General features: G+C 70.7%; 17 protein-coding genes and 1 pseudogene. 8 read left to right on the top strand and 10 right to left on the bottom strand.

What is annotated here, in order from left to right:
* Positions 1-239: 239 nt before the first annotated feature.
* Together CHC09_RS13250 and CHC09_RS13245 are read left to right on the top strand one after the other, a co-directional pair.
* On the top strand, positions 240-2,306 hold the full coding sequence (locus CHC09_RS13250) for a hypothetical protein (protein WP_089293372.1): 2,067 nt from the start codon (positions 240-242) through the stop codon (positions 2,304-2,306).
* Complete coding sequence (locus tag CHC09_RS13245; RefSeq protein ID WP_143232305.1) at positions 2,272-2,979, top strand: hypothetical protein; 708 nt, start codon at positions 2,272-2,274, stop codon at positions 2,977-2,979. Before CHC09_RS13250 ends, CHC09_RS13245 begins: the two co-directional genes overlap by 35 nt.
* A 19-nt stretch (positions 2,980-2,998) precedes the next feature.
* On the opposite strand, the gene CHC09_RS13240 is transcribed toward CHC09_RS13245, so the two are convergent.
* The 3 genes from CHC09_RS13240 to CHC09_RS13230 form a co-directional block, all read right to left on the bottom strand.
* Positions 2,999-3,589, bottom strand: a complete 591-nt coding sequence (locus CHC09_RS13240) for a DUF305 domain-containing protein (protein WP_239138316.1) — start codon at positions 3,587-3,589, stop codon at positions 2,999-3,001.
* Positions 3,590-3,694: 105 nt separating this feature from the next.
* Positions 3,695-4,441, bottom strand: a complete 747-nt coding sequence (locus CHC09_RS13235) for a lytic polysaccharide monooxygenase (RefSeq protein ID WP_089293369.1) — start codon at positions 4,439-4,441, stop codon at positions 3,695-3,697.
* Between the two features lie 380 nt (positions 4,442-4,821).
* Entirely contained in the window at positions 4,822-5,028 is a 207-nt protein-coding gene (locus CHC09_RS13230) for a S1 RNA-binding domain-containing protein (protein WP_089293368.1), read from the bottom strand.
* Between the two features lie 187 nt (positions 5,029-5,215).
* On the opposite strand from CHC09_RS13230, the gene CHC09_RS13225 reads away from it, so the two are divergent.
* Entirely contained in the window at positions 5,216-5,962 is a 747-nt protein-coding gene (locus tag CHC09_RS13225; RefSeq protein ID WP_089293367.1) for a class I SAM-dependent methyltransferase, read from the top strand.
* Positions 5,963-5,974: 12 nt separating this feature from the next.
* On the opposite strand, the gene CHC09_RS13220 is transcribed toward CHC09_RS13225, so the two are convergent.
* Together CHC09_RS13220 and CHC09_RS13215 are read right to left on the bottom strand one after the other, a co-directional pair.
* On the bottom strand, positions 5,975-6,589 hold the full coding sequence (locus tag CHC09_RS13220) for an SMI1/KNR4 family protein (protein WP_089293366.1): 615 nt from the start codon (positions 6,587-6,589) through the stop codon (positions 5,975-5,977).
* A 542-nt stretch (positions 6,590-7,131) separates the two neighbouring features.
* A complete protein-coding gene (locus tag CHC09_RS13215) occupies positions 7,132-8,577 on the bottom strand; it encodes an XRE family transcriptional regulator (RefSeq protein ID WP_089293365.1) in 1,446 nt (481 codons plus the stop codon).
* 136 nt (positions 8,578-8,713) lie between these two features.
* On the opposite strand from CHC09_RS13215, the gene aceA reads away from it, so the two are divergent.
* Together aceA and aceB are read left to right on the top strand one after the other, a co-directional pair.
* On the top strand, positions 8,714-10,000 hold the full coding sequence (gene aceA / locus CHC09_RS13210) for an isocitrate lyase (RefSeq protein ID WP_089293364.1): 1,287 nt from the start codon (positions 8,714-8,716) through the stop codon (positions 9,998-10,000).
* Between the two features lie 28 nt (positions 10,001-10,028).
* A complete protein-coding gene (aceB, locus tag CHC09_RS13205) occupies positions 10,029-11,651 on the top strand; it encodes a malate synthase A (protein WP_089293363.1) in 1,623 nt (540 codons plus the stop codon).
* A 58-nt stretch (positions 11,652-11,709) separates the two neighbouring features.
* On the opposite strand, the gene CHC09_RS13200 is transcribed toward aceB, so the two are convergent.
* Positions 11,710-12,363 (bottom strand): VOC family protein, encoded by a 654-nt coding sequence (locus CHC09_RS13200; RefSeq protein ID WP_089293677.1) that lies wholly within the window; start codon positions 12,361-12,363, stop codon positions 11,710-11,712.
* 132 nt (positions 12,364-12,495) lie between these two features.
* Here CHC09_RS13200 and CHC09_RS13195 point away from each other — a divergent pair, with 132 nt between their 5' ends.
* Positions 12,496-13,587 carry a hypothetical protein gene (locus CHC09_RS13195; protein WP_143232304.1) on the top strand — a complete coding sequence of 364 codons (1,092 nt, stop codon included), beginning with the start codon at positions 12,496-12,498 and terminating at the stop codon, positions 13,585-13,587.
* A gap of 109 nt (positions 13,588-13,696) precedes the next feature.
* Here the strand turns inward: CHC09_RS13195 and CHC09_RS48825 are convergent.
* The 3 genes and pseudogenes from CHC09_RS48825 to CHC09_RS13180 form a co-directional block, all read right to left on the bottom strand.
* A pseudogene (locus tag CHC09_RS48825) lies at positions 13,697-14,020 on the bottom strand (phosphatase PAP2 family protein); the annotation flags it as partial.
* 223 nt (positions 14,021-14,243) lie between these two features.
* Entirely contained in the window at positions 14,244-14,933 is a 690-nt protein-coding gene (locus tag CHC09_RS13185) for a phosphatase PAP2 family protein (protein ID WP_089293360.1), read from the bottom strand.
* A gap of 60 nt (positions 14,934-14,993) precedes the next feature.
* Positions 14,994-15,626 carry an FMN-dependent NADH-azoreductase gene (locus tag CHC09_RS13180; protein ID WP_089293359.1) on the bottom strand — a complete coding sequence of 211 codons (633 nt, stop codon included), beginning with the start codon at positions 15,624-15,626 and terminating at the stop codon, positions 14,994-14,996.
* 120 nt (positions 15,627-15,746) lie between these two features.
* On the opposite strand from CHC09_RS13180, the gene CHC09_RS13175 reads away from it, so the two are divergent.
* Positions 15,747-16,238 carry a MarR family winged helix-turn-helix transcriptional regulator gene (locus tag CHC09_RS13175; protein WP_089293358.1) on the top strand — a complete coding sequence of 164 codons (492 nt, stop codon included), beginning with the start codon at positions 15,747-15,749 and terminating at the stop codon, positions 16,236-16,238.
* A gap of 54 nt (positions 16,239-16,292) precedes the next feature.
* Positions 16,293-17,915 (top strand): acyl-CoA dehydrogenase family protein, encoded by a 1,623-nt coding sequence (locus CHC09_RS13170; protein ID WP_089293357.1) that lies wholly within the window; start codon positions 16,293-16,295, stop codon positions 17,913-17,915.
* A 30-nt stretch (positions 17,916-17,945) separates the two neighbouring features.
* Here the strand turns inward: CHC09_RS13170 and CHC09_RS48385 are convergent, their stop codons facing one another.
* Positions 17,946-19,391, bottom strand: coding sequence for an ATP-binding protein (locus CHC09_RS48385; RefSeq protein ID WP_089293356.1), 1,446 nt, complete (start codon positions 19,389-19,391; stop codon positions 17,946-17,948).
* Between the last annotated feature and the right edge of the window lie 176 nt (positions 19,392-19,567).

Below are 19,567 nucleotides of genomic sequence, written 5' to 3'. Positions count from 1 at the left end.
AGCCTCGCCCCGTCCACATCGGATATGGGGGACGAATGGATCCGAACCAACAGCCGGACCGGACGCCGCCGGGACCATGGTCGTCACCGCCGGCCAACCGGCCTCAGCAGCCGGACCGGACGCCCCCGGCCGGACCATGGTCGTCACCGCCGGCCAACCGGCCGGATACGCAACCGGTCTGGGGCCCACCCGCCCCGGGTGGGGAGTCGCCCGCGCCCCCGGTTGAGGAACCGCCCGCGATGCCGGTTGAGGAACCGCCCGCGATGCCGCCGGATGCGAGCCTGGTGGCCGCGCCGGTCCGGCCCCGTCGGCGGGCCGTCCTCCCCGCGGTCAGTCTCGCCCTGATCTGTGCGGTCACGACCACGCTCTTCCTCCTCACCCGCGAGAAGACCGGCGCCGATGCGATCGGCGCGGCAGCCGACCGGCTCCACGACCAGTCCGCCACCGCGGTCGAGGTCACCTACGCCGACCCCGACGGCGAGTCGATCAGCGGGAAATTCACGCTCGACGACGAGCTCAACGCCACCGGCACCATCACCGACCCGGTCGCCGGCACCGCCGACCTGGTCGAATACACCGCGTACTCGGCCGTCCGCGGCGACGCCGACTGGTGGTCGCGGCGCAACCCCGACCAGGCCGGCGCGCTGCGGAAGAAGTGGGCCACCCCGTCCGCCGACCCGTTCCCGGTGGAGCTCACCGGCAATTTCGACCCGGGATCCCTCGCCCACCTGCTCGCCCAGGTCCGCGACCACGGCACCGTGATGCCCGTCGAGGACCCGTTCCGCGGCCGGCGCGTCGCCGGCATGACGTGGAACGGCTGGTCGGTCCTGGTCACCACGGAATCGCCGCAGACTCTCGTCTGGCTCGGCGGCCCGATCACCAGATCCGGCCCGATCAAGCCGGTCTCCTGGGCACGACCGCAGGCCGGCCCACGGTCCGCGACCCCCACCGCTTTCCACCCCACATCGGCGTACGCCGGAAGCCCGCGCCCCGCGCGTTACGCGCTCGCTCCGGTCGCCGTGCCGCAGCCGCCGTACGTCAGCGTCACCGTCAACGACGCCCCGGACGGCGCGGCGCAATCCGTCCAGCGGGCCGTCGCCAAGGTTCTTCCGGAGGCCGCCAGGTCCGGCGGGCTCCCAGCGCCCGAGGAGCCACCCGTCGAGGGGTCCGTCCTCCCGAAGCTCCCGCACTTCGAGACCACCGTGAACGCCACCAACTGCACCACCCCCACCTGCCGGTGGACGGTCACCGTGACCAACACCGGCACCGCCGCCGGCCGCGCCTCGGTCGTCGCGACGGTTAGTCCCGGCATGCCCACCCGCACCATCTCGATCGGCACGCTCCAGCCAGGTGAGAGCCGCACCACCGCGCCGATGACCTTCGCCAACCCGGCCCCGCGGGTCGCGGGCCGCACCACTCAGGTCCCGGTCGACTACACGGCTGACATCTTCAGCCCCGACCTGGCCGGAGCCTCCGCGGCCGTGATCAACCGGCTCCGCTCGCGCGGCATCGAGATACCCAACGCCTCGATCCTGAACAACGGCGACGAGGTGCAGAAAGCCATCGCCTACCGGGCCCTCGACGTGATGTCCGGCCGGGCCGGCTTCCGCCCCGGCAAGGTGCTCGCCGCGGTCGAGAACGCGTTCCGCCAGAACGCCGTCCCCGAGTTGCAGACTCTCACCCAGTCCGGGCGCCTGGAGAATCCGCAGGATCTCGCCGAGAAGCTGAGCCAGCTCGACTTCGAGATCGATCCCGATCCCACGGCGCCCCAGCCGGACAAGGGCAGGATCGGCTTCCGCCGTGAGGTCCAGGTCGCCGTGACCACGCTGCGCGCCGATCCCCGGGCGCGGGTCCTGCTCGACGGCGTCAAGGAGGTCGGCGGCCGGAGATACAGGGTCGACCTGCTGGTCGAGCGGGCCGTCTCGGGTCGTACCGAGACCGAGGCGTTCCAGATCAAGACGGTCAGCAGCGACAAGTTGTACGCCAACCTGCGAACCGCGTTACGGCAGCTCAACGGGCGCAACCCGGCCGCGTCGTCGACCGGGGTGGCCGAGCACGCGCCGCCGGACAGCAGACGGATCGCGCTGATCTACCTCGAACCGGCGGCCGGCTGGATACAGGCCGCCGACCGGGCCGGCCTGGAGCGCAAGCTCACCGGCAGCGGCCGGAGTTCCCTGCTGGCAGACTGGTGCGTGGACGGCACGGCCCAGGCCGACGAGGTGCTCATCGTCAACCAGCTCGGCACACATCGATGGTCCAAGGAGCAGATGAATGCCCTCCTCGACGTCTCCGGGCAGTGCGTCTGACGTGAACAACTGGAACTCGTTCAAGACCGACGAAGGGTTCATCTGGAGTTCGCACATTCCGCGGGTCACCGCGGGCGAGCGGGTGACCGCATGGCAGGACACCGTGCTGCGGGCCGGTGAGCGGCACGGCATCCTGCGAGTGGTCGAGGCCCTCGACGGGGAATTCCGCCGGGACCGCGACGGTTCCATCGCCGACTGGCTGGTGGCCCACGGCGACCGCGTCGAGCCGTTCGGCACCTTCCCGGCCGGCTTCCTCCTCGGCCGGCCCGACCTCTACCTTCCGGCCGCCCGCTTGGCGTACGCCACCGGCGACGGCATGACCGAGGCCTGGTTCACCAACGTCGCCGACCTCGCCGGGGCCGCCGGCCTGCCCCCGCACGGCCGGGTCTATCCGCCGCTCTCCATCGATCCGAGCTTCTGGGACGAGGACGACAGCTTCACCGTCAGCCTCGCCACGGCCACCGACATCTGGTTCCCGCACAATCATCCGGCGCACCGCGTCCACGACGGCCCGATCGACAACCGTGTCGTCTCCGCCCGCAACGCGCCCCGGCTGAACGCGTTCCTGACCGAGGTCCGGACCGCCTGTCAGGCCCTGGGCGGCGACTGGCGGTGGACCAGCACCCCGGCCGGCGTGTGGGAGGTCGACGACGAGGGCCTGATCAGAGGGTGAGCCGGCGGGGATCCGGCTTTCAGGCGGCCAGTTTGAGCAGACGCTGGATCTGGGCCTGGCGAGTGGTGGCCATCCGCGTCGCGAGGGCCCGCGCCGGCGGGTAGGAGCCCCCGGCGGCCTCCATCCGCAGCGTCTCCATGCCGTTGTGCAGGTTCCCGAGCAGCAGGCTGACCGCCGTACGGTCGAAGTCCGCGCCCTGAACGGCGCGCAGCTCGCCGAAGTCCGACGGGCGCAGCGCGTGCAGGTCGCCGTGGCCGGCGTGCGCGCCCGCCGACGGATCGGCCGTGACCGGTTCTGCCCAGCCCAGCAGCCAGCGTTCCATGGTGCCGCTCTCGGTCTTCCACTGCTCACGCAGCTCGGCCGCGACGGCCCGGACCTCGCTGTTGCCGGCGCGCTCCTCGGCGAGGGCGGCGATCTGCTCGCCCTCGCCGATCTGCGCCAGGCCCATCTGCAGGAACATCACGTCGACCTCGTTGACCGCCGCGGACGCGGCCGGTGCGGCTGCCGCGGATTCGGCCGGGACGACTGCCGTGGGCGGTGACGACGCGGCGGGTGGGCTGGCGCAACCGGCCGGCAGGAAGGCGACCGCGGACAGCACAATCGCGGCCACGGCACTCGGGGTCCGTACCGGAGAAAGGGCCCGCGCCGGGGAAGGAGTGCGGGCCGAGGCGGCCCGGCGAACCGGGCCGCTCGGTTCCATCGGAGAGGACATGGCTTACAGCGCGGTCCAGAGAGCCGGCACGTTCGGCGGCTCCCAGCCGTTGATCGCGGTGTGCGCCTGCCGGCACTGGTACGACTTGCCGGCGTAGGTGACCCGGTCCCCCACCTTGTAGGTGGTTCCGGCCGCCCACGTCGTGGTGCCGGAGGTGGGCGGCGTCGTCGGGGACGTGGTCGGCGGAGTGGTCGGCGAGGTGGTGGGCGGAGTGGTCGGCGGGGTGGTGCCGCCCCCGCCACCGATGTTCAGGTCCACGCAGGAGTAGAACGCGTTGACCGTGTCCGCGATGTTCCACCGGGCCAGCACGGTCTGCCGTCCGGTGAACCCCTTCATGTTGACGGTGTGCGACTTGGTCGCGCCCGGCTGCGCCCCGCCGTCGTTGAACGACGCCAGCAGGGTGCCGCCGATGAAGTACTCCCAGGTCGCGGTCGAGTGCCGCGCGGTGAGCACCCAGTTGAAGGTGACCGACTGCCCGACCGTGGCGGCCGGCCAGTTCTTGCTGTTGTCGTTGAGCACCGCGAAGCGGCTGCCGCCGCCGTTGCACTGCGTGGAACCCTTCGGGGCCTCGACGCTCTGCGGTTCGTAGATGATGTCGCCGCAGTTGGCGACCGCACCGCTGGCGCAGTTGGCCTGACGGCTGGGCGGGGATGAGATGTAGCCGTGCGCGGACGCCGGACTGACGGCCACGAACAGCGATCCGACGACCGCCGCGACGGTCAGCAGGGGCAGGGTGAATCGGCGTCTCATCAGGTACTCCTTGGTGAGGATGAGGGGACGACGTGTTCACCAACGTAAATGAAATGTTCTTAACAGTAAACACTGTTAAGGAATCTTTAGGGCAACACCCAAACCCACATATTTCGTACAATCATCGGCGTTCTCCACGGCAAGCTGCTCTGGGCCCATGTCCGGGAACAAACGGCGGACGGGGCCGGTCCGGACGAGGTCGACGAGCGGTGGCTCGTGCTGGATCCGGTCGACGGCATGACGCCGCTGTGGTCGGCACCGAGGAGCCCCGGCATTGGCTGGTCGACCTGGCGACGATGGCGGCGCGCGGACCCGATCACCTACCCGCCAGGCCCGGTGGACCGAGCTGTCCCGCTCAACCCACCGGGCCTCGGCTGTTCCTACACGCGCGCGAGCGCGGCACGATGCCGCTCGACGTCGATCGCGATCAGCCGGACCCGGACCGGCGTACCGACCTCCGGACCGGTGGCCTGCGGCAACAACCCGTCGGCGTCGTCGGCGATCCGGACGAACACACCGAACGGCACGACCGCCGTCACCTCGCCGTCGACCACGTCACCGACGGACAGTTCCTCGAAGCTGGACATGCGTTTCCTCTCTTCTCCCCACAGTGGATTTCGCAACACCGGGGAGAGCGGGCGGGCCACGGGCCCGCCGGAGGATCAACGCGCGGCCGGGAAGCCGCTCTGTGCACGGCGCGAGGCCGACCCGGCAGTCATGGCCGCAACATTAGTCGCTCGCGGCGGACGGGGGGCGCCCCCTACCCTCGGCGACATGATCGACTACGACGCGGAGGCCGCGGACTACGATCGCACTCGAGGCGGGGAGCCCCGGGCCGCTGCCGCGGCGCGGGCGGTCACCGCGCTGTTTCCCGCTTCGGTACGAACGGTTGTCGACGTCGCCTGCGGAACCGGCATAGTCACGACCCGGCTGGCGGGGAGTCGGCGGACGGTACTGGGCATCGACCGTACGCCGGCAATGCTCTCGCGGGCCGCCACGCGCCTGCCCGGCGGCGTCGCAAGGGCCGACGCCACCGCACTGCCGCTGAAAGCGGCGTCGGTCGACGCCGTGGTCGTGATCTGGCTGCTGCACCTGCTCCCCGACGCCGCCCCGGTGATCGCCGAAGCCGCGCGCGTCCTGCGCCCCGGCGGCGTCCTGATCACCACCGTGGACAAGGACGAGGCCCCGTTCGCGCGGCCCGGCGGCGACCTCGCGGTGGCGACCGAACCGTTCCGCACCAGGCACGCCGCACGCCGCGCCGACAACGCTGATCGAGTTCTGGCGCTGGCCGCCGAACACGGCCTGCACCCGGCCGGCGAATCCGCCTTCCGCGGTGTCGGCCAGGGCCGCACCCCCGCCCGCTGGCTGGCCGCCGCCGAGGCGAACCGCCTGAAGTGGGCACCGCCGGCGGAGCTGGAAGCGGTTCGGGCCGCGCTCACCGCCCTGCCCGAGCAGGACTCGCCACGCCCCGACCCCACCTACCGGCTGCTCGCGCTGCGGGCACGCACCACGGGCCGCTGAGCCCGTCGCCCCTCACCGGCCTCCGGGAACCGGATGCAGCGGCTGCCCGGCGAGTTCCGTCTCGCCGGCCTGACCCCACCAGATCTCGCCCGTGACCGTGAGGTACGGATGCCAGCAGCCGACCCGGCCACCGGTCTCGAGTGCTTCCGCGACCAGCGTCAGATACCCGCCCAGCGACGGGTACGCATTGGAGAAGTCTCCGCCGTCGCTGTTCGGCGCGAGTCCCAGCCGCCCCCGCTCCGGCCCCGGCCGCAGGTCGATGACCTGCAGATTGCTCGCAAACGCGCCGAACGGGACCCAGAGCTCGTGCCACCAGGGCTCATCGTTCGGCGAGTGCGTGTCGAAACCGTCGACGTCCGGGGCGATGTCCATCCGGATCTCGTACCACTCGACGATCTCGTCGAGGCTCTGCGGATCGGCCTCCGGGAGCAGGCTCGCCCACTCGGTGAGCCCGTTGTGCCGCAGCAGCGACTCGACGAGTTCCTCGGGAAAGGTGAGCCCGGTCCGGCCCTGCGCCGCGGCGATCGCCTCGGTGGTCGCCGGTCCCGCGAGCTTGGCCGCGCTCATGGGCGCGTTCCGCCCCATCCACCGCTCGACGCGTTCCCAGGCCGAGGTCACCACCGTCATCAGCGAAGTTTAAAGCGGCCGATCCCTACCTCCGGGTACGACCGATGGAGCCCCGTCGCCAGGCTCGAGCCAAGTTCCGTGACCTTCCCGCGCGAGGCCCGTGCCACCCCCGGTTGCCGCCGCGCGTCGCCGCCGTCACCGCGAACGCGGAAACCTTGCGCACCTAGCGCCGCACCGGGCCCCGCAAGCCCCCGACGTCGGCGCAGCGGCCCGCCTACCAGGAGCACCCGCCCACATCCCGGAACGGCCGCGCCCACCAACCGCGAGCGGCGCCACCAGCCGCAACCCGCAGCTGGGAGCGGGCCGTGACACGCGGCCGGGAAGCGGGCCGTGACACGCGACCGGAAAGCGGGCCGTGACGCGCGGCTGAGGGCCGGATGGCGCGAGCCCCGCGCGAGATGTCACGGGACTTGGCCTCGAGCCTGGCCACAGCGCTCCATCGGTCGTACCCGGAAATGATCTTGAAGATATTGCCGGTCGATGTAGGCGCCGCAGCCGTTTCGAAGATCAGGATGCGGCGCTCGACAGCGTGGCCAGGATCGTCAGGCGCGGCGCTCCAGGAAGTCGTAGACGTCGCGGTTGTCGACGCCGGGGAAGGTGCCCGGGGGCAGCGCGGCGAGCAGGTGCGAGTGCACCCGGGCCGAGGGCCAGGCGTTGCCGGCCCAGCGGTCGACGAGCTGCGCCGGCGGCCGCCGGCAGCAGTCCGGGTCGGGACAGGTCGAGACGGTACGCCCGGACACGTCCCCGCCCCGGAACCAGCGCGCGTGCTCGTACGGCGTCCCCACGGTCACCGAGAACTCCCCCGATCGGGTCGACTCCACGTGCACCGTGCACCAGTACGTCCCCGCCGTCGTGTCGGTGAACTGGTAGAACGACGAGTACGGGTCCTCGGCCTCGAACACCGTCCGGGACGCCCACTTGCGGCAGACCGGCTGCCCCTCGATCGCCCCGGTCACGTCGGACGGGAAGCGCACGTTGTCGTTCTCGTACGCCTTGTAGACGATCCCGCTCTCGTGCACGCGCGCGAAGTGCACCGGGATTCCGAAGTGGTGCGTCGCCAGGTTCGTGAACCGGTGTGCCGCGGTCTCGTACGACACCCCGAACGCGTCCCGGAAGTCGTCGATCGCGAGTGCCCGGTCGGCTTTCGCTGCGGCGAGGAAGTCGACGGCGAACTTCTCCGGCATCAGCAGCGCCGCCGCGAAGTAGTTCACCTCGACCCGCTGCCGCAGGAAGTCGCCGTAGTCGGCGGGGTCGTTGTGCCCGAGCACGAAGTGCCCGAGGGTCTGCAGGACCACGCCGCGCGGGTCGTGTCCTTTACCGCTGGCGACCTGCGGGAGATAAATTCGGCGATTCTTCAGGTCGGTGACCGAGCGGGTGGAGCTGGGCAGGTCGTTCACGTAGTGCAGGGTGAACCCGACCTGAGCGGCGACATCCAGGATGCCGCGCTGGGACAGCGGGCCGGTCGTGTGCCGTACGGAGAGCAGGATCTTGTTGGCCGCGGACTCGATCTCGGCGAAGTAGTTGTTGCGTTTGCGCATGTCAGACCGGAGCTGTGCATTGGCCCGGCGGGCCACCTCGGGGGTGGCGCTCTGCTCGGTGAGCACGCGGTTGAGCTCCCGGTGCAGGCCGATCAGGGACTCCAGCGCGTCCGGCGGGAGGCGCCGGCCACCCTTGACCAGGGGCAGACCGAGCGCGGAATAAGCGGGATTCTTCTGAAAGTGCGTCAGCTCGATCTCCAGAGCGGCCCGCCGCGAGGGCGCCTCCGCGCGGAGCAGGTCCTGCATCGTCACGCCCAGGGCGGCTGCGATCGCCTGCAGGACGGAGAGCTTGGGCTCCCGTTTCCCGTTCTCGATCAGCGAGAGCTGCGACGGCGCCCGGCCCACCGCCTCGCTGAGCTGGTCCAGGGTCATGCCCTTGGTACGCCGCAAATGCCGCAGACGCTGCCCAAGGGTGACGAGGTCGACTGAGTCCGAAGGTGAAGCGGTCACGTGTTTCAACCTAGCAGAATTTTTGCGTTTCTTCTTCTCACAAGGGCCTTCTATGGGGCTGGTGGGATCCCTGAGAGTGAAGTTCTTCCGAACAGAAGCGCGGAAGAACGCGACAGGGCACGAAAGGGAATTTCTGATGACTGAGCTTGCCGAAACCCGGGGCGGTACCGCAGCGGACCTCACTCAGGCCTGGGCCAGCGACCCTCGTTGGGCGGGTGTCAAGCGCACCTACTCCGCGGAGGACGTCGTCCGTCTGCGTGGCACCTTGCAGGAGCGTCACACCCTCGCCGAGCGGGGCGCCGCGAAGCTGTGGGAGCTGCTGCACACCGAGGACTACATCAACGCTCTCGGTTCGCTGACCGGTGGCCAGGCGACCCAGATGGTGCGCGCCGGCCTGAAGGCGATCTACCTGTCCGGCTGGCAGGTCGCGGCGGACGCGAACCTCTCCGGTCACACCTACCCGGACCAGTCGCTCTACCCGGCGAACTCGGTTCCCGCGGTGGTCCGCCGGATCAACAACGCCCTGCTGCGCGCCGACCAGATCGACACCTCGAACGGTAAGTACGAGCGCGACTGGTTCGCCCCGATCGTCGCCGACGCGGAGGCCGGCTTCGGTGGCCCGCTGAACGCGTTCGAGCTGATGAAGGGCATGATCGCCGCGGGTGCGGCCGGTGTGCACTGGGAGGACCAGCTCGCCAGTGAGAAGAAGTGCGGCCACCTGGGCGGCAAGGTTCTCATCCCGACCCAGCAGCACATCCGCACGCTGAACGCGGCCCGCCTGGCGGCCGACGTGGCCGGCGTCCCGACCCTGGTCATCGCCCGCACCGACGCCCTGGCGGCGGACCTGCTCACCACCGACGTGGACGAGCGCGACCAGCCGTTCCTGACCGGCGAGCGCACCGCCGAGGGCTTCTTCCGGGTCACCCCGGGCGACGACGCGGCGATCGCCCGCGGTATCGCCTACGCCGACTACGCCGACATGCTGTGGGTCGAGACCGGCAAGCCGGACCTGGAGTTCGCCCGCAAGTTCGCCGAGGCCGTGCACGCCAAGCACCCGGGCAAGCTGCTCTCCTACAACTGCTCGCCGTCGTTCAACTGGAAGAAGAACCTGGACGACGCCACCATCGCCCGCTTCCAGAAGGAGCTCGGCGCGATGGGCTACAAGTTCCAGTTCGTCACCCTGGCCGGCTTCCACGCCCTCAACCACTCGATGTTCGAGCTGGCCAAGGGTTACTCCGAGACCGGCATGACGGCGTACGTGAAGCTGCAGGAGGCCGAGTTCGCGGCCGAGGTCGACGGCTACACCGCGACCAAGCACCAGGCCGAGGTCGGCACCGGCTACTTCGACGCCGTCTCCACCGCCCTGAACCCCGAGTCGTCCACCACCGCCCTGTCCGGCTCCACCGAGGCCGAGCAGTTCTGATCTGAGAGATGGGCAGGGAGATCTGATCATGGGTGCCGAAGAGATCACCATCACCGGAACCACCGCAGACCGATACTCCGAAATCCTGACCCCCGAGGCCATCGAATTCGTGGTGGCGCTGGACCGGGAGTTCGGCGCACGCCGGGTGCAGTTGCTGGAGCGCCGCCGGCGCCGCCGGGCCACTCGCACCACCGACCTGGACTTCCTGCCCTCCACCCAGCACGTGCGTGACGACGCGTCGTGGCAGGTCGCGGCTCCGGCCGCGGACCTGCTCGACCGGCGCGTCGAGATCACCGGCCCGCCCGAGCGCAAGATGACCATCAACGCGCTCAACTCCGGTGCCAAGGTCTGGATGGCGGACTTCGAGGACTCCACGTCTCCCACCTGGGAGAACGTCATCCTCGGGCAGGTCAACCTGAAGGACGCGCTGGACGGCACGCTGGGCTACACGGCCCCGGACGGGCGGCTGTACCAGGTCGGCGCCCAGCTGCCGACGATCATGGTCCGCCCGCGCGGCTGGCACCTGCCGGAGTGCCACCTGCGCATCGGCGGCCGCGCGGTCTCCGCGGCGCTGTTCGACTTCGGCCTGTACCTGTTCCACTGCGGGCAGAAGCAGATCGACCGGGGCAGCGGACCGTACTTCTACCTGCCGAAGCTGGAGTCGCACCTGGAGGCCCGCCTCTGGAACGACGTCTTCATCTTCGCCCAGGAACTGCTCGGCATCCCGCGCGGCACGATCCGGGCCACGGTCCTGATCGAGACGATCAACGCGGCGTTCGAGATGGACGAGATCCTGTACGAACTGCGTGAGCACTCGGCCGGCCTCAACGCCGGCCGGTGGGACTACCTGTTCAGCATGATCAAGAACCGGCCGGACGCGGTCCTGCCTGAGCGGTCCCAGGTCACCATGACCACGCCGTTCATGCGGGCCTACACCGAGCTGCTGGTCAAGACGTGCCACCGGCGCGGCGCCCACGCGATCGGCGGGATGGCCGCGGTCGTGCCCAGCCGTGACCCGGTCGCCGCGAAGCGGGCGCTCAACCAGGTCCGCCAGGACAAGCGGCGCGAGGTCGGCGACGGCTTCGACGGCTCCTGGGTGGCACACCCGGGCCTGGTCGAGACCTGCCGTGAGGTGTTCGACCAGTGGCTCGCCGACGAGCCGCACCAGATCGTGCGCAAGCGCGACGACGTGCGGATCGGCGCCGCCGAACTGCTCGACGTCAAGTCGCTCGGCGTGTCGGTGAGCGAGGTGGCGTTGCGTACCAACGTCAGCGTCGCGCTCCGGTACATCGCCTCCTGGCTGGGCGGGCGCGGCGCCGTCGCGCTCGGCGGGCTCATGGAGGACGCCGCGACCGCCGAGATCTGCCGGGCCCAGCTCTGGCAGTGGATCTCCTCGGGGACACTCACCGACTACGGCGTGCCGGTGACGGCCGCCATGGTCACCCGGATGTTGCGCGAGGAACTGGACGTGCTCAGCGAGACCGGTGCGCTGGACGAGGAAGCGGCCCGGCTCTTCGGCCAGGCCCGGACCCTGCTGACCGTCCTGCTCACGGAAAGAACGTGCCCGGAGTTCCTGACCCTGCCGGCATACCTACGGCACCTGTCGGGCGGGTCGATTCCGGTCACCGCTCAGGCTCCTGTCGCGGCCTGAAAGGTGAGATGAAGCCCGGGGCAGCCCTCCGACCTGCCCCGGGCTTCATCGCGTCCGTCTAATCACGCTCCTGCCAGGTACACAGACAGACCCGGTTGCCGTCCGGGTCGGCCAGCACCCAGAAACTCGGCGCGAACTCGTCGGTGACCAGGGTTCCCCCGGCCGCGACCGCCGCGTCGATCCGCGGCCGCACCTCGGACGGATCCACCCACAGGTCCGGATGCCAGCGCTGCCGCGGCTCCTCGCTCCCGGACCGCTGAAACCAGATCGTGGGCACCGCCCCGGCCGGGTCCCGTACCTCGTCGTCGGACCCGTTGTGATCCCGGTGCTCCCCGCCGAGCACCGCTGCCCAGAACCCGCCGAGCCGCTCCCCCGCCGGCGCGTCCAGGCCCAGCTCAAGCACGGCGACAGCGGCCTTGTCCAGTGCGACTCCGGCCTTCGCCGCCAGCTCCGAGATCGTCCGGGCCAGCCGCAGGTCCCGCTCGGTCACCGCGCCCACGTCATGGCTGCTGGTCCGCACGTCCAGATGCCCGTAACGCAGATCCAGGTCCGGATGGTGGTCCATCTCCTCGGCCGCCGCCCCGATCGCGTTGACCAGCGCCAGCCCGGTCGCGAAGTCCCCGGTCCGCAGCCGGGTCTGCAACCTCTCCAGCAGGTAGACCCACCCTTCGGGTGCCTGCTCCGCGATCTCCCGCCCACTCAGCTTCGTCATGCCCCCCATGCTGTCGCGGCCCGCGCCCGTCGGCACCCCGCCACTCGAAGTTCCTCCATTGGCCCACCACGATGCTCGAACGTGAGGATGATGAGGTGACCTTCCCCCTGGCGCGAACCTGAGGGGTGCGGTGTGGGCTTTCACGTGTGGGCCCGAAGAGGCCGGGAGGTCAGCGCCTGGGCCGCCATGATCATCTGGATCTGCATCGGCGTCCTGGTGACGGTGGCCGTGATCGCGATCTTCGCCTTCCACTGCAAAGGGACGGTTCAGCCGTGCGGAACCTGGGACACCTTCGCCACCGGATTGATCGTCGCCGCGGCCGCGATGCTGGTGGGCGGCCTGGTCGGGTTCATCTTCGGCGTGCCGAAGGTGTTCTCGTCCGACGGTTCGGGGCACCGGCCGCTGCCCCCGCGGGAGGTCGTCGCGAACACCAACCTGGAGCAGGTCAGTGACTGGCTCACCAAGATTCTCGTCGGCATCGGGCTGACCCAGTTCCAGGCCATCGGCGACGCGGCACACGACCTCTTCGAAGCGCTCGCGCCGTCCTTCGGTGGCCGGCCCACCGGAACGATCTTCGCGGGCGGGTTGACCGTGTTCGCGGCGGCGTTCGGCTTCGTCACCGGCTGGCTCTACTCGCGGCTGCTGCTCGGGGAGGCGATGGCCCGGGCCGACCAGCGCGGCTACGTGGCGGCCATGTATGAGCAGGAAGCGGTCCAGGCCGAGAAGGACGGCGACAGTCAGGGCGCGGTCCAGCTCCGTAACCGGGCCCGCGACGTCCTGCACGGCATGACCGACATCGGTGCCGCCTATGAGGACGCGCGCCGCTCGATGCCGGTCGGCCTGGGCCGGACCGGAGCGTTCGACCGCCTGGCCGAGCAGGCGCGGAGAATCGCGAGGTTCGGACACTACGACGCGGCCGGCGTGAAGGCGGCGCTGACCGACGGCAGCGACGGTGAGCGGATCGCCGCACTCGCGATCATGGAGGTCCAGACGGACATCGCGGATCTGGAGACGGTCAGGTCCGTGCTCGCCGCGCCCCGGTCGGCCAACGAGCAGTATCTGGCGTTGCGGGTGATCAGAAACCTGATCCCGCACCTGCGCGGCCAGGACCGGGAGCGGATCCGCGCCTACATCGACGGGATCCGCCCATCGATGTCGCACGGCGTTCAGCCGAGACTGCTTGCCGACGACATCATCCGGCTGCTCGACCAGAGTGGCTCATGACAGTGCGCCCCCTGGTGATCCTCCACGGTTCGCGGGGAGCCAGCACACCCCGGGCCATCACCACCAGGCAGAGGGAAGCGTTCAGGAAGGCGGAGAGCACGTCGCTCGGGTGATGCATGCCCCGGTACAGCCGAGCCGCGGCGACCGTGATCGGGACCAGGACGAGCAGCCAGCACAGCGCCTTCAGCCAGTCGGGCCGGGCCAGCATGGCGAACACGACGGCGAGGCCGACGTAGAGCGCGAAGGACGCCGATGTATGCCCCGAGGGGAAGCTCGAGGTCGGCGGAGACGGATCGAGCCGGTGCACGTCCGGGCGCGGCCGATCGATGGCGAGCGTGGTGAAGAAGAAGACAACCGCCTGCGCGGTGACCGAGAGGCACAGGAAGGCCGCCTCCCGCCAGCGGTGCAGGGTGAGCCGGAGAACCGCGGCCATCAGCGCGGTGACCGCGATCACCGAGGAGGTGTTGCCGATCCCGCTGAGGAATACCGAGACACGGACGCCGGTCCCGGTGCGGTGGCTCTCGAGGTACCGGTTGACCCCGTCCTCCACGGTGAACGGCCAGGTGTGCGGCAGCACGTGGGTGAGCAGCAGCCCGAGACCGATCATCAGCACGAGGATCGCGGCGACCGGCAGGACGATCCGGCGGAGGACCTGATCAATGAATGTGGACACGGCCGCCTTCTACCCCGGCGCGGCGTCCTTGGAACACGGAGACGGTGATCGCCGGCACCGCCGAGCCGAGCAGCAGCCCGGCCACCACGTCACTGGTCCAGTGCACGCCGAGCAGCACCCGGGCGTACGCGGTGATCAGCGGCAGGATGACCGCCCCCGCGACGAGCGCCGCCCGTTTCCGGCGCCCCCGCGTGCGGGGCAGCAGGACCAGCAGAAACACCACCGCGCCGAGGGCGGCGTTGAGCGCGTGCCCGGAGGGGAACGAATACCCGGTCGCCTGGGCCACCGGGTCGAGCAGGTCCGGCCGGTGGCGGCCGAAGAGCAGCTTCAGCACGCCACCGAGGATTCCCCCGGCTGCCATGGTCGCCACCACCCACCAGGCGAGCGCCTTCTTCCCGCGCCGGGCCAGCCCGATCGCGAGCACCACCGCCGCGATCCGCCAGGTGTTCGGGTGCAGCAGCAGGCTCCACCAGTACATGGCGTCGACCAGGCCGGGTTGCGCGAGGGCCACCTCGTGCATCCGGTCGGCGATCCGGACGTCCAGGTCGCGCGGGACGGTAGCGTTCGCGGCCACGAGCGCGGCGATCACGCCGAACGGCACCAGCAGCGCGACGGCGGCCACGGTCGCCTGGGCCGTTCGTACCCCTAGGTCGATCTCCCGCGTATGCCGCATTCGCGGCTTATACCCAGCGTCCCCGCCGCGATGCGCGGCGGGGACGAGCCGGACCCGGGATCAGCGGGCGGCGAGGGCGCGGCCGGCCTCGGTGGCGGCCGCGTGCGCGGCCTCCTTCATCGCGGCCGCGGTCTCGGTGAAGGCGTCCAGCGCCGGGTTCACGCCGACCAGGGTGAACTCGCGCTCGACCAGGGTGAGGTCGGCGCCCCAGATGTCGGCGACGACGCGGCGCAGGTAGTCGGTGTTGTGGTCCCAGCCGTCGCGCGGGGTGCCCGGGCCGTACGCGCCGCCACGGCTGGTCACGACGATGACCGGCTTGCCCTCGAGGAACTTCTCGCCCATGGTGCCGCCGGCCATGGCCAGGTCGAACCAGGTCTTGACGTGCTGGGAGACGCCGTAGTTGTAGAACGGCAGGGCGAAGATGCCACCCTCGGCGTCGCGCAGCTCGGCGGCGAGCTCGCCGGCGAGGGCGACCGCCTGGTTCTGGGCGTCGCTGCGGTCGGCCTCGGGGACGTAGGCGGCCGAGACGGCGAGCTGCCAGGCGTTCGACGGCAGCGGCTCGTTGCCGATGTGCCGGCGGACGATCTTGGTGTCCGGCGCGGTCTCGAGCCACCCGGCCTCGGCGAGATCGGCCAGCGCGCTGCTCGCCGAGTTCGGGCCGAGGATGCTGGCGTCGATACGAAGAATGGCCATCGGTACTGCTCCCATTGCTTTCGGACTTGAACCGTCAACTCAAGGTAGGCCCTGATGAGTTGAAGCGTCAAGTCGCAATGGTCACGGTCGCGGTTGACGATTCAAGCTAAGGTGGTGCCCATGAGCACCGAGGAGCCACGCTGGCTCGACGCCGAGGAGCAGGCCACCTGGCTCGCCATGATCAAGATGATCACCCGGTTCCCGGCCGCCCTCGACGCCGACCTGCAACACCACGCCGGCGTGTCGCTCTTCGAGTACCAGGTGCTCGCCGGCCTCTCGATGAGGCCCGACCGCACCCTGCGGATGAGCACGCTGGCCGAGTTCAGCGCCTGCTCGCTCTCCCGGCTCTCGCACACCGCCCGCCGTCTGGAGTCCAAGGGCTGGCTCTACCGGATCCCCGACCCCACCGACGGCCGCTACACCCTCGCCGTGCTCACCGACGCCGGCTGGGAGAAGGTGGTGGCCACCGCGCCCGGCCACGTCGCCGAGGTCCGCCGGCTGCTGATCGACGCACTCACCAAGACGCAGTACAAACAGCTGCGCCAGATCAGCGAGCGGGTCAACGACGCCATCGGTCACGAGCCCTGCCCCGGCAACGGGAACGGTTGTTAGAAGAGCCCCGATCCGGCCACCCCACTGTTGGTTACCGGGGAGTAAGGTGCGGGCGTGACCCACGAGGTGTTCAACCAGGCTCCCCCGCTCGCTGGACATGACGTCACCGCTGACGCCGCTCTCGTCGCGGCCCTCGAGCGCGAGGGCGCCGGCTGGGCCGCCGGCGACCTGCACAAGCTCGGCCTGCGCGCGGGCACCGCGGAGACCTCGCGATGGGCCGACGAGGCGAACCGGTACGAGCCGCGCCTGCTCACCCACGACCGGTACGGTCACCGCCTCGACGAGGTCGACTTCCACCCGTCCTGGCACCGCTTGATGGACGTCGCCGTCTCCGAGGGCCTGGCCGGCGCCGCGTGGGCCGACCCGCGCCCCGGCGCGCACGTGGCCCGCGCGGCCGGCTTCTACGTCTGGTCGCAGCCCGAGGCCGGGCACGCCTGCCCGATCTCCATGACGTACGCCGTGGTCCCGGCCCTGCGCAACAACGCTGAGCTCGCCGCCCGCTACGAGCCGCTGCTGACCAGCCGCTCCTACGACCCCGGCCTGCGCACCCCCGCGTCGAAGGGCGGCCTGCTCGCGGGCATGGGCATGACCGAGAAGCAGGGCGGCTCGGACGTCCGGGCGAACACCACGACGGCCGTGGCCTCGGCGGACGGCACCTGGCTCCTGACCGGCCACAAGTGGTTCACCAGCGCCCCGATGTGCGACCTGTTCCTGGTCCTCGCGCAGGCCCCGGGCGGCCTCTCCTGCTTCCTGGTCCCCCGGATCCTGCCGGACGGCACCCGCAACACGTTCCGGATCCAGCGGCTCAAGGACAAGCTCGGCAACCGCAGCAACGCCTCCAGCGAGCCGGAGTTCGACCGCACGGTCGCCTGGCTGGTCGGCGGCGAGGGCCAGGGCGTCCGCACCATCATCGAGATGGTGTCGATGACCCGGCTGGACTGCGTGATCGGCTCCGCCTCCGGGATGCGCGCGGCGCTCGTCCAGGCCATCCACCACGCGACGCACCGCTCCGCGTTCGGCGGCCCGCTGATCGGCAAGCCGGCCATGCGCAACGTCCTCGCCGACCTGGCGATCGAGTCGGAGGCGGCGACCGTGCTGACCATGCGACTGGCCGGCGCGGTCGACCGGGCGGTCCGCGGCGACCGGGCCGAGCAGGCGTTCCGCCGGCTGGCCATCCCGGTCGGCAAGTTCTGGGTCTGCAAGCGGCAGCCGGCCGTGGTCGGCGAGGCCCTGGAGTGTCTGGGCGGCAACGGCTACGTCGAGGACTCCGGGCTGCCCCGGCTCTACCGGGACGCGCCGCTCAACTCGATCTGGGAGGGTTCCGGGAACGTACAGGCGCTGGACGTGCTCCGGGCGATCCACCGCGAACCGGAGAGCCTGGAGGCTTTCTTCACCGAGGTCGCCGCCGCGGGCGGCGCCGACCGGCGCCTCGACGAGGCGGTCCGCGACCTCCGGGCCCAGCTCGCGGAGAAGAGCGATCCGGAGGTACGGGCGCGGCGGATCGTCGAGCGGATGGCCCTGGTGCTGCAGGGTTCCCTGCTCGTCCGGCACGCACCGGCCGAGGTCGCCGACGCGTTCTGCGCGAGCCGGCTGGGCGGGGACTGGGGCCACACGTTCGGCACGCTGCCCGCCGGAGTGGACACCGCGAGCATCGTGGAGCGCGCCGCACCCGCCTGACCCCGGACCCCGGCGGGCGGGACGGCTCGGTCAGACGTTGCCGCGCAGGTCCCGCACCGCCGCCAGGAGCTCCGCCTGGGAGATCGGCTCGGCCCGTCCCGTCCGGGCCTCCTGCATCGCCTTGGTCATCTGCACCCGGCGCAGCGCCTCCTTGATGTCGGCGCCGGTCATCCCGGTGCTGGCCACCCCGAGCGCGGTCAGGTCCAGCTCGTCGGCGAACATCCGGAACCCGCCCCGCTCGTGCGCCGCGACGAGGCCCTCGATCATCTTCCGGAAGATCTCCGCGCGGCTCGCCTCGTCGGGCTTCGGCACGCTGATCTTGACGTCGAAGCGTCCGGAACGGATCAGCGACTCGTCGACCCGCTCCGGGAAGTTGGTGGTGGCCACCACGATCACGTCCGGGTTCGCCTCGATCAGATCGTTCATCTCCTGCTTGAAGATCCCGGCCACCGCGTTGAGCGCCTGGCTGGCGGCGTCCCCACCGGCACCGGCATAGCTCACGATCGAGTCGAACTCGTCGAACAGCATCAGCGTCGGAACCCGGTAGCGGCGGGCGTCGCGGAAGATCTGCTTGATGTTGCGCTCCGAGCCGCCGAGCCACTTGTCCAGGATCTCCGGGGTGCGGATCTCCCGGAAATCCGCGCCGATCTCGTTCGCGAGGGCGCGCGACAGCATGGTCTTGCCGGTGCCGGGCGGCCCGTACATCAGCAGCCCCTGCGGGCGGCGCGCGCCCCAGCGCGCCATCGCCTCCGGATGCCGGAACGACACCGCGATCTGCCGAAGCTCGGCGACCACGTCCACCAGACCGCCGACCATGTCCAGGGTGACCTGCTGGGTGGTGACCGGGGCCGGCGGCGGGACGGCCTCCCGGCTGAACACATAGCGGCGTCCGCGCAGCGCGTCCGGTTCGGCCAGCTCGACCACCGCCTGCAGGGTGAGGGTGACGAAGGCGCGCAGGTGGTTCGCGGTCACCTCGTCGCGCGGCACTTCGGCCCGCAACCGGATGACGTCGCCGTCCGCCTCGTGATCCACTTCGGCCCGCAGCCCGACGGCGGCGTCCGCGAAGACTCCCGGTGAGCGGTCCGGCGCCGGGCCGTTCGCCTTGTCGAAACCCAATTTCCGGTACGCCGCGGCCGCCGCCGCACCCACCCCGTCGACGAGCCGGGTGGCGACCGGATCCCCCTCGGCGATCCGCTTGGACAGCAGCAGGCCGATCGGGTCGTGGCCCAGCACCATCCCCCGCATCCGCTCGGTGGTCATCGGCTCCGCACCGGCGTGGAGCCGCGCGACGAACACGTGCGCCGGGTCGGCCGCGTCGGCTGTGCTCGACACGGTGAGCTCGACGCGTTGAACCGGAGCCGGCCATTCGGCGTGGTGCACCAGTTCGACCGGATTAACCCGGGCGGCCGCCAAAATCGTGGACGCGTCGACCAGTTCGACAGCTGCGCCAAAGTACTCGAAGATCTCCCGGTTCATGGCGCCACCTCCGCTTCGCTCCGGCGTCGACACGAACCAACAACTGTGCCAACCGATTCACTCGCAAGCTCGCTCATACCGCCACCTCCGCTTCGCTCCGGCGTCGACATGAGCCAACAACTGTGCCAACCGATTCGCTCGCAAGCTCGCTCATGGGGCCACCTCCGCTTCGCTCC

Origin of the sequence: Actinoplanes regularis (assembly GCF_900188005.1) — a bacterium.
Taxonomy (GTDB): Bacteria; Actinomycetota; Actinomycetes; order Mycobacteriales; family Micromonosporaceae; genus Actinoplanes; species Actinoplanes regularis.
The sequence above is the reverse complement of the archived record's forward strand: the minus strand, read 5'-3'. Positions and strand labels throughout refer to the sequence as shown.

Coding starts and splice junctions, on each gene's coding strand:
- CHC09_RS13245 (WP_143232305.1), top strand. CDS start 2,272: ATGCCCTCCTCGACGTCTCCGGGCAGTGCGTCTGACGTGAACAACTGG.
- CHC09_RS13175 (WP_089293358.1), top strand. CDS start 15,747: ATGAGCACCGAGGAGCCACGCTGGCTCGACGCCGAGGAGCAGGCCACC.
- CHC09_RS13220 (WP_089293366.1), bottom strand. CDS start 6,589: ATGACGGTGGTGACCTCGGCCTGGGAACGCGTCGAGCGGTGGATGGGG.
- CHC09_RS13180 (WP_089293359.1), bottom strand. CDS start 15,626: ATGGCCATTCTTCGTATCGACGCCAGCATCCTCGGCCCGAACTCGGCG.
- CHC09_RS13225 (WP_089293367.1), top strand. CDS start 5,216: ATGATCGACTACGACGCGGAGGCCGCGGACTACGATCGCACTCGAGGC.
- CHC09_RS13200 (WP_089293677.1), bottom strand. CDS start 12,363: ATGACGAAGCTGAGTGGGCGGGAGATCGCGGAGCAGGCACCCGAAGGG.
- CHC09_RS13250 (WP_089293372.1), top strand. CDS start 240: ATGCCGGTTGAGGAACCGCCCGCGATGCCGCCGGATGCGAGCCTGGTG.
- aceA (WP_089293364.1), top strand. CDS start 8,714: ATGACTGAGCTTGCCGAAACCCGGGGCGGTACCGCAGCGGACCTCACT.
- CHC09_RS13235 (WP_089293369.1), bottom strand. CDS start 4,441: ATGAGACGCCGATTCACCCTGCCCCTGCTGACCGTCGCGGCGGTCGTC.
- CHC09_RS13230 (WP_089293368.1), bottom strand. CDS start 5,028: ATGTCCAGCTTCGAGGAACTGTCCGTCGGTGACGTGGTCGACGGCGAG.
- aceB (WP_089293363.1), top strand. CDS start 10,029: ATGGGTGCCGAAGAGATCACCATCACCGGAACCACCGCAGACCGATAC.
- CHC09_RS48385 (WP_089293356.1), bottom strand. CDS start 19,391: ATGAACCGGGAGATCTTCGAGTACTTTGGCGCAGCTGTCGAACTGGTC.
- CHC09_RS13185 (WP_089293360.1), bottom strand. CDS start 14,933: ATGCGGCATACGCGGGAGATCGACCTAGGGGTACGAACGGCCCAGGCG.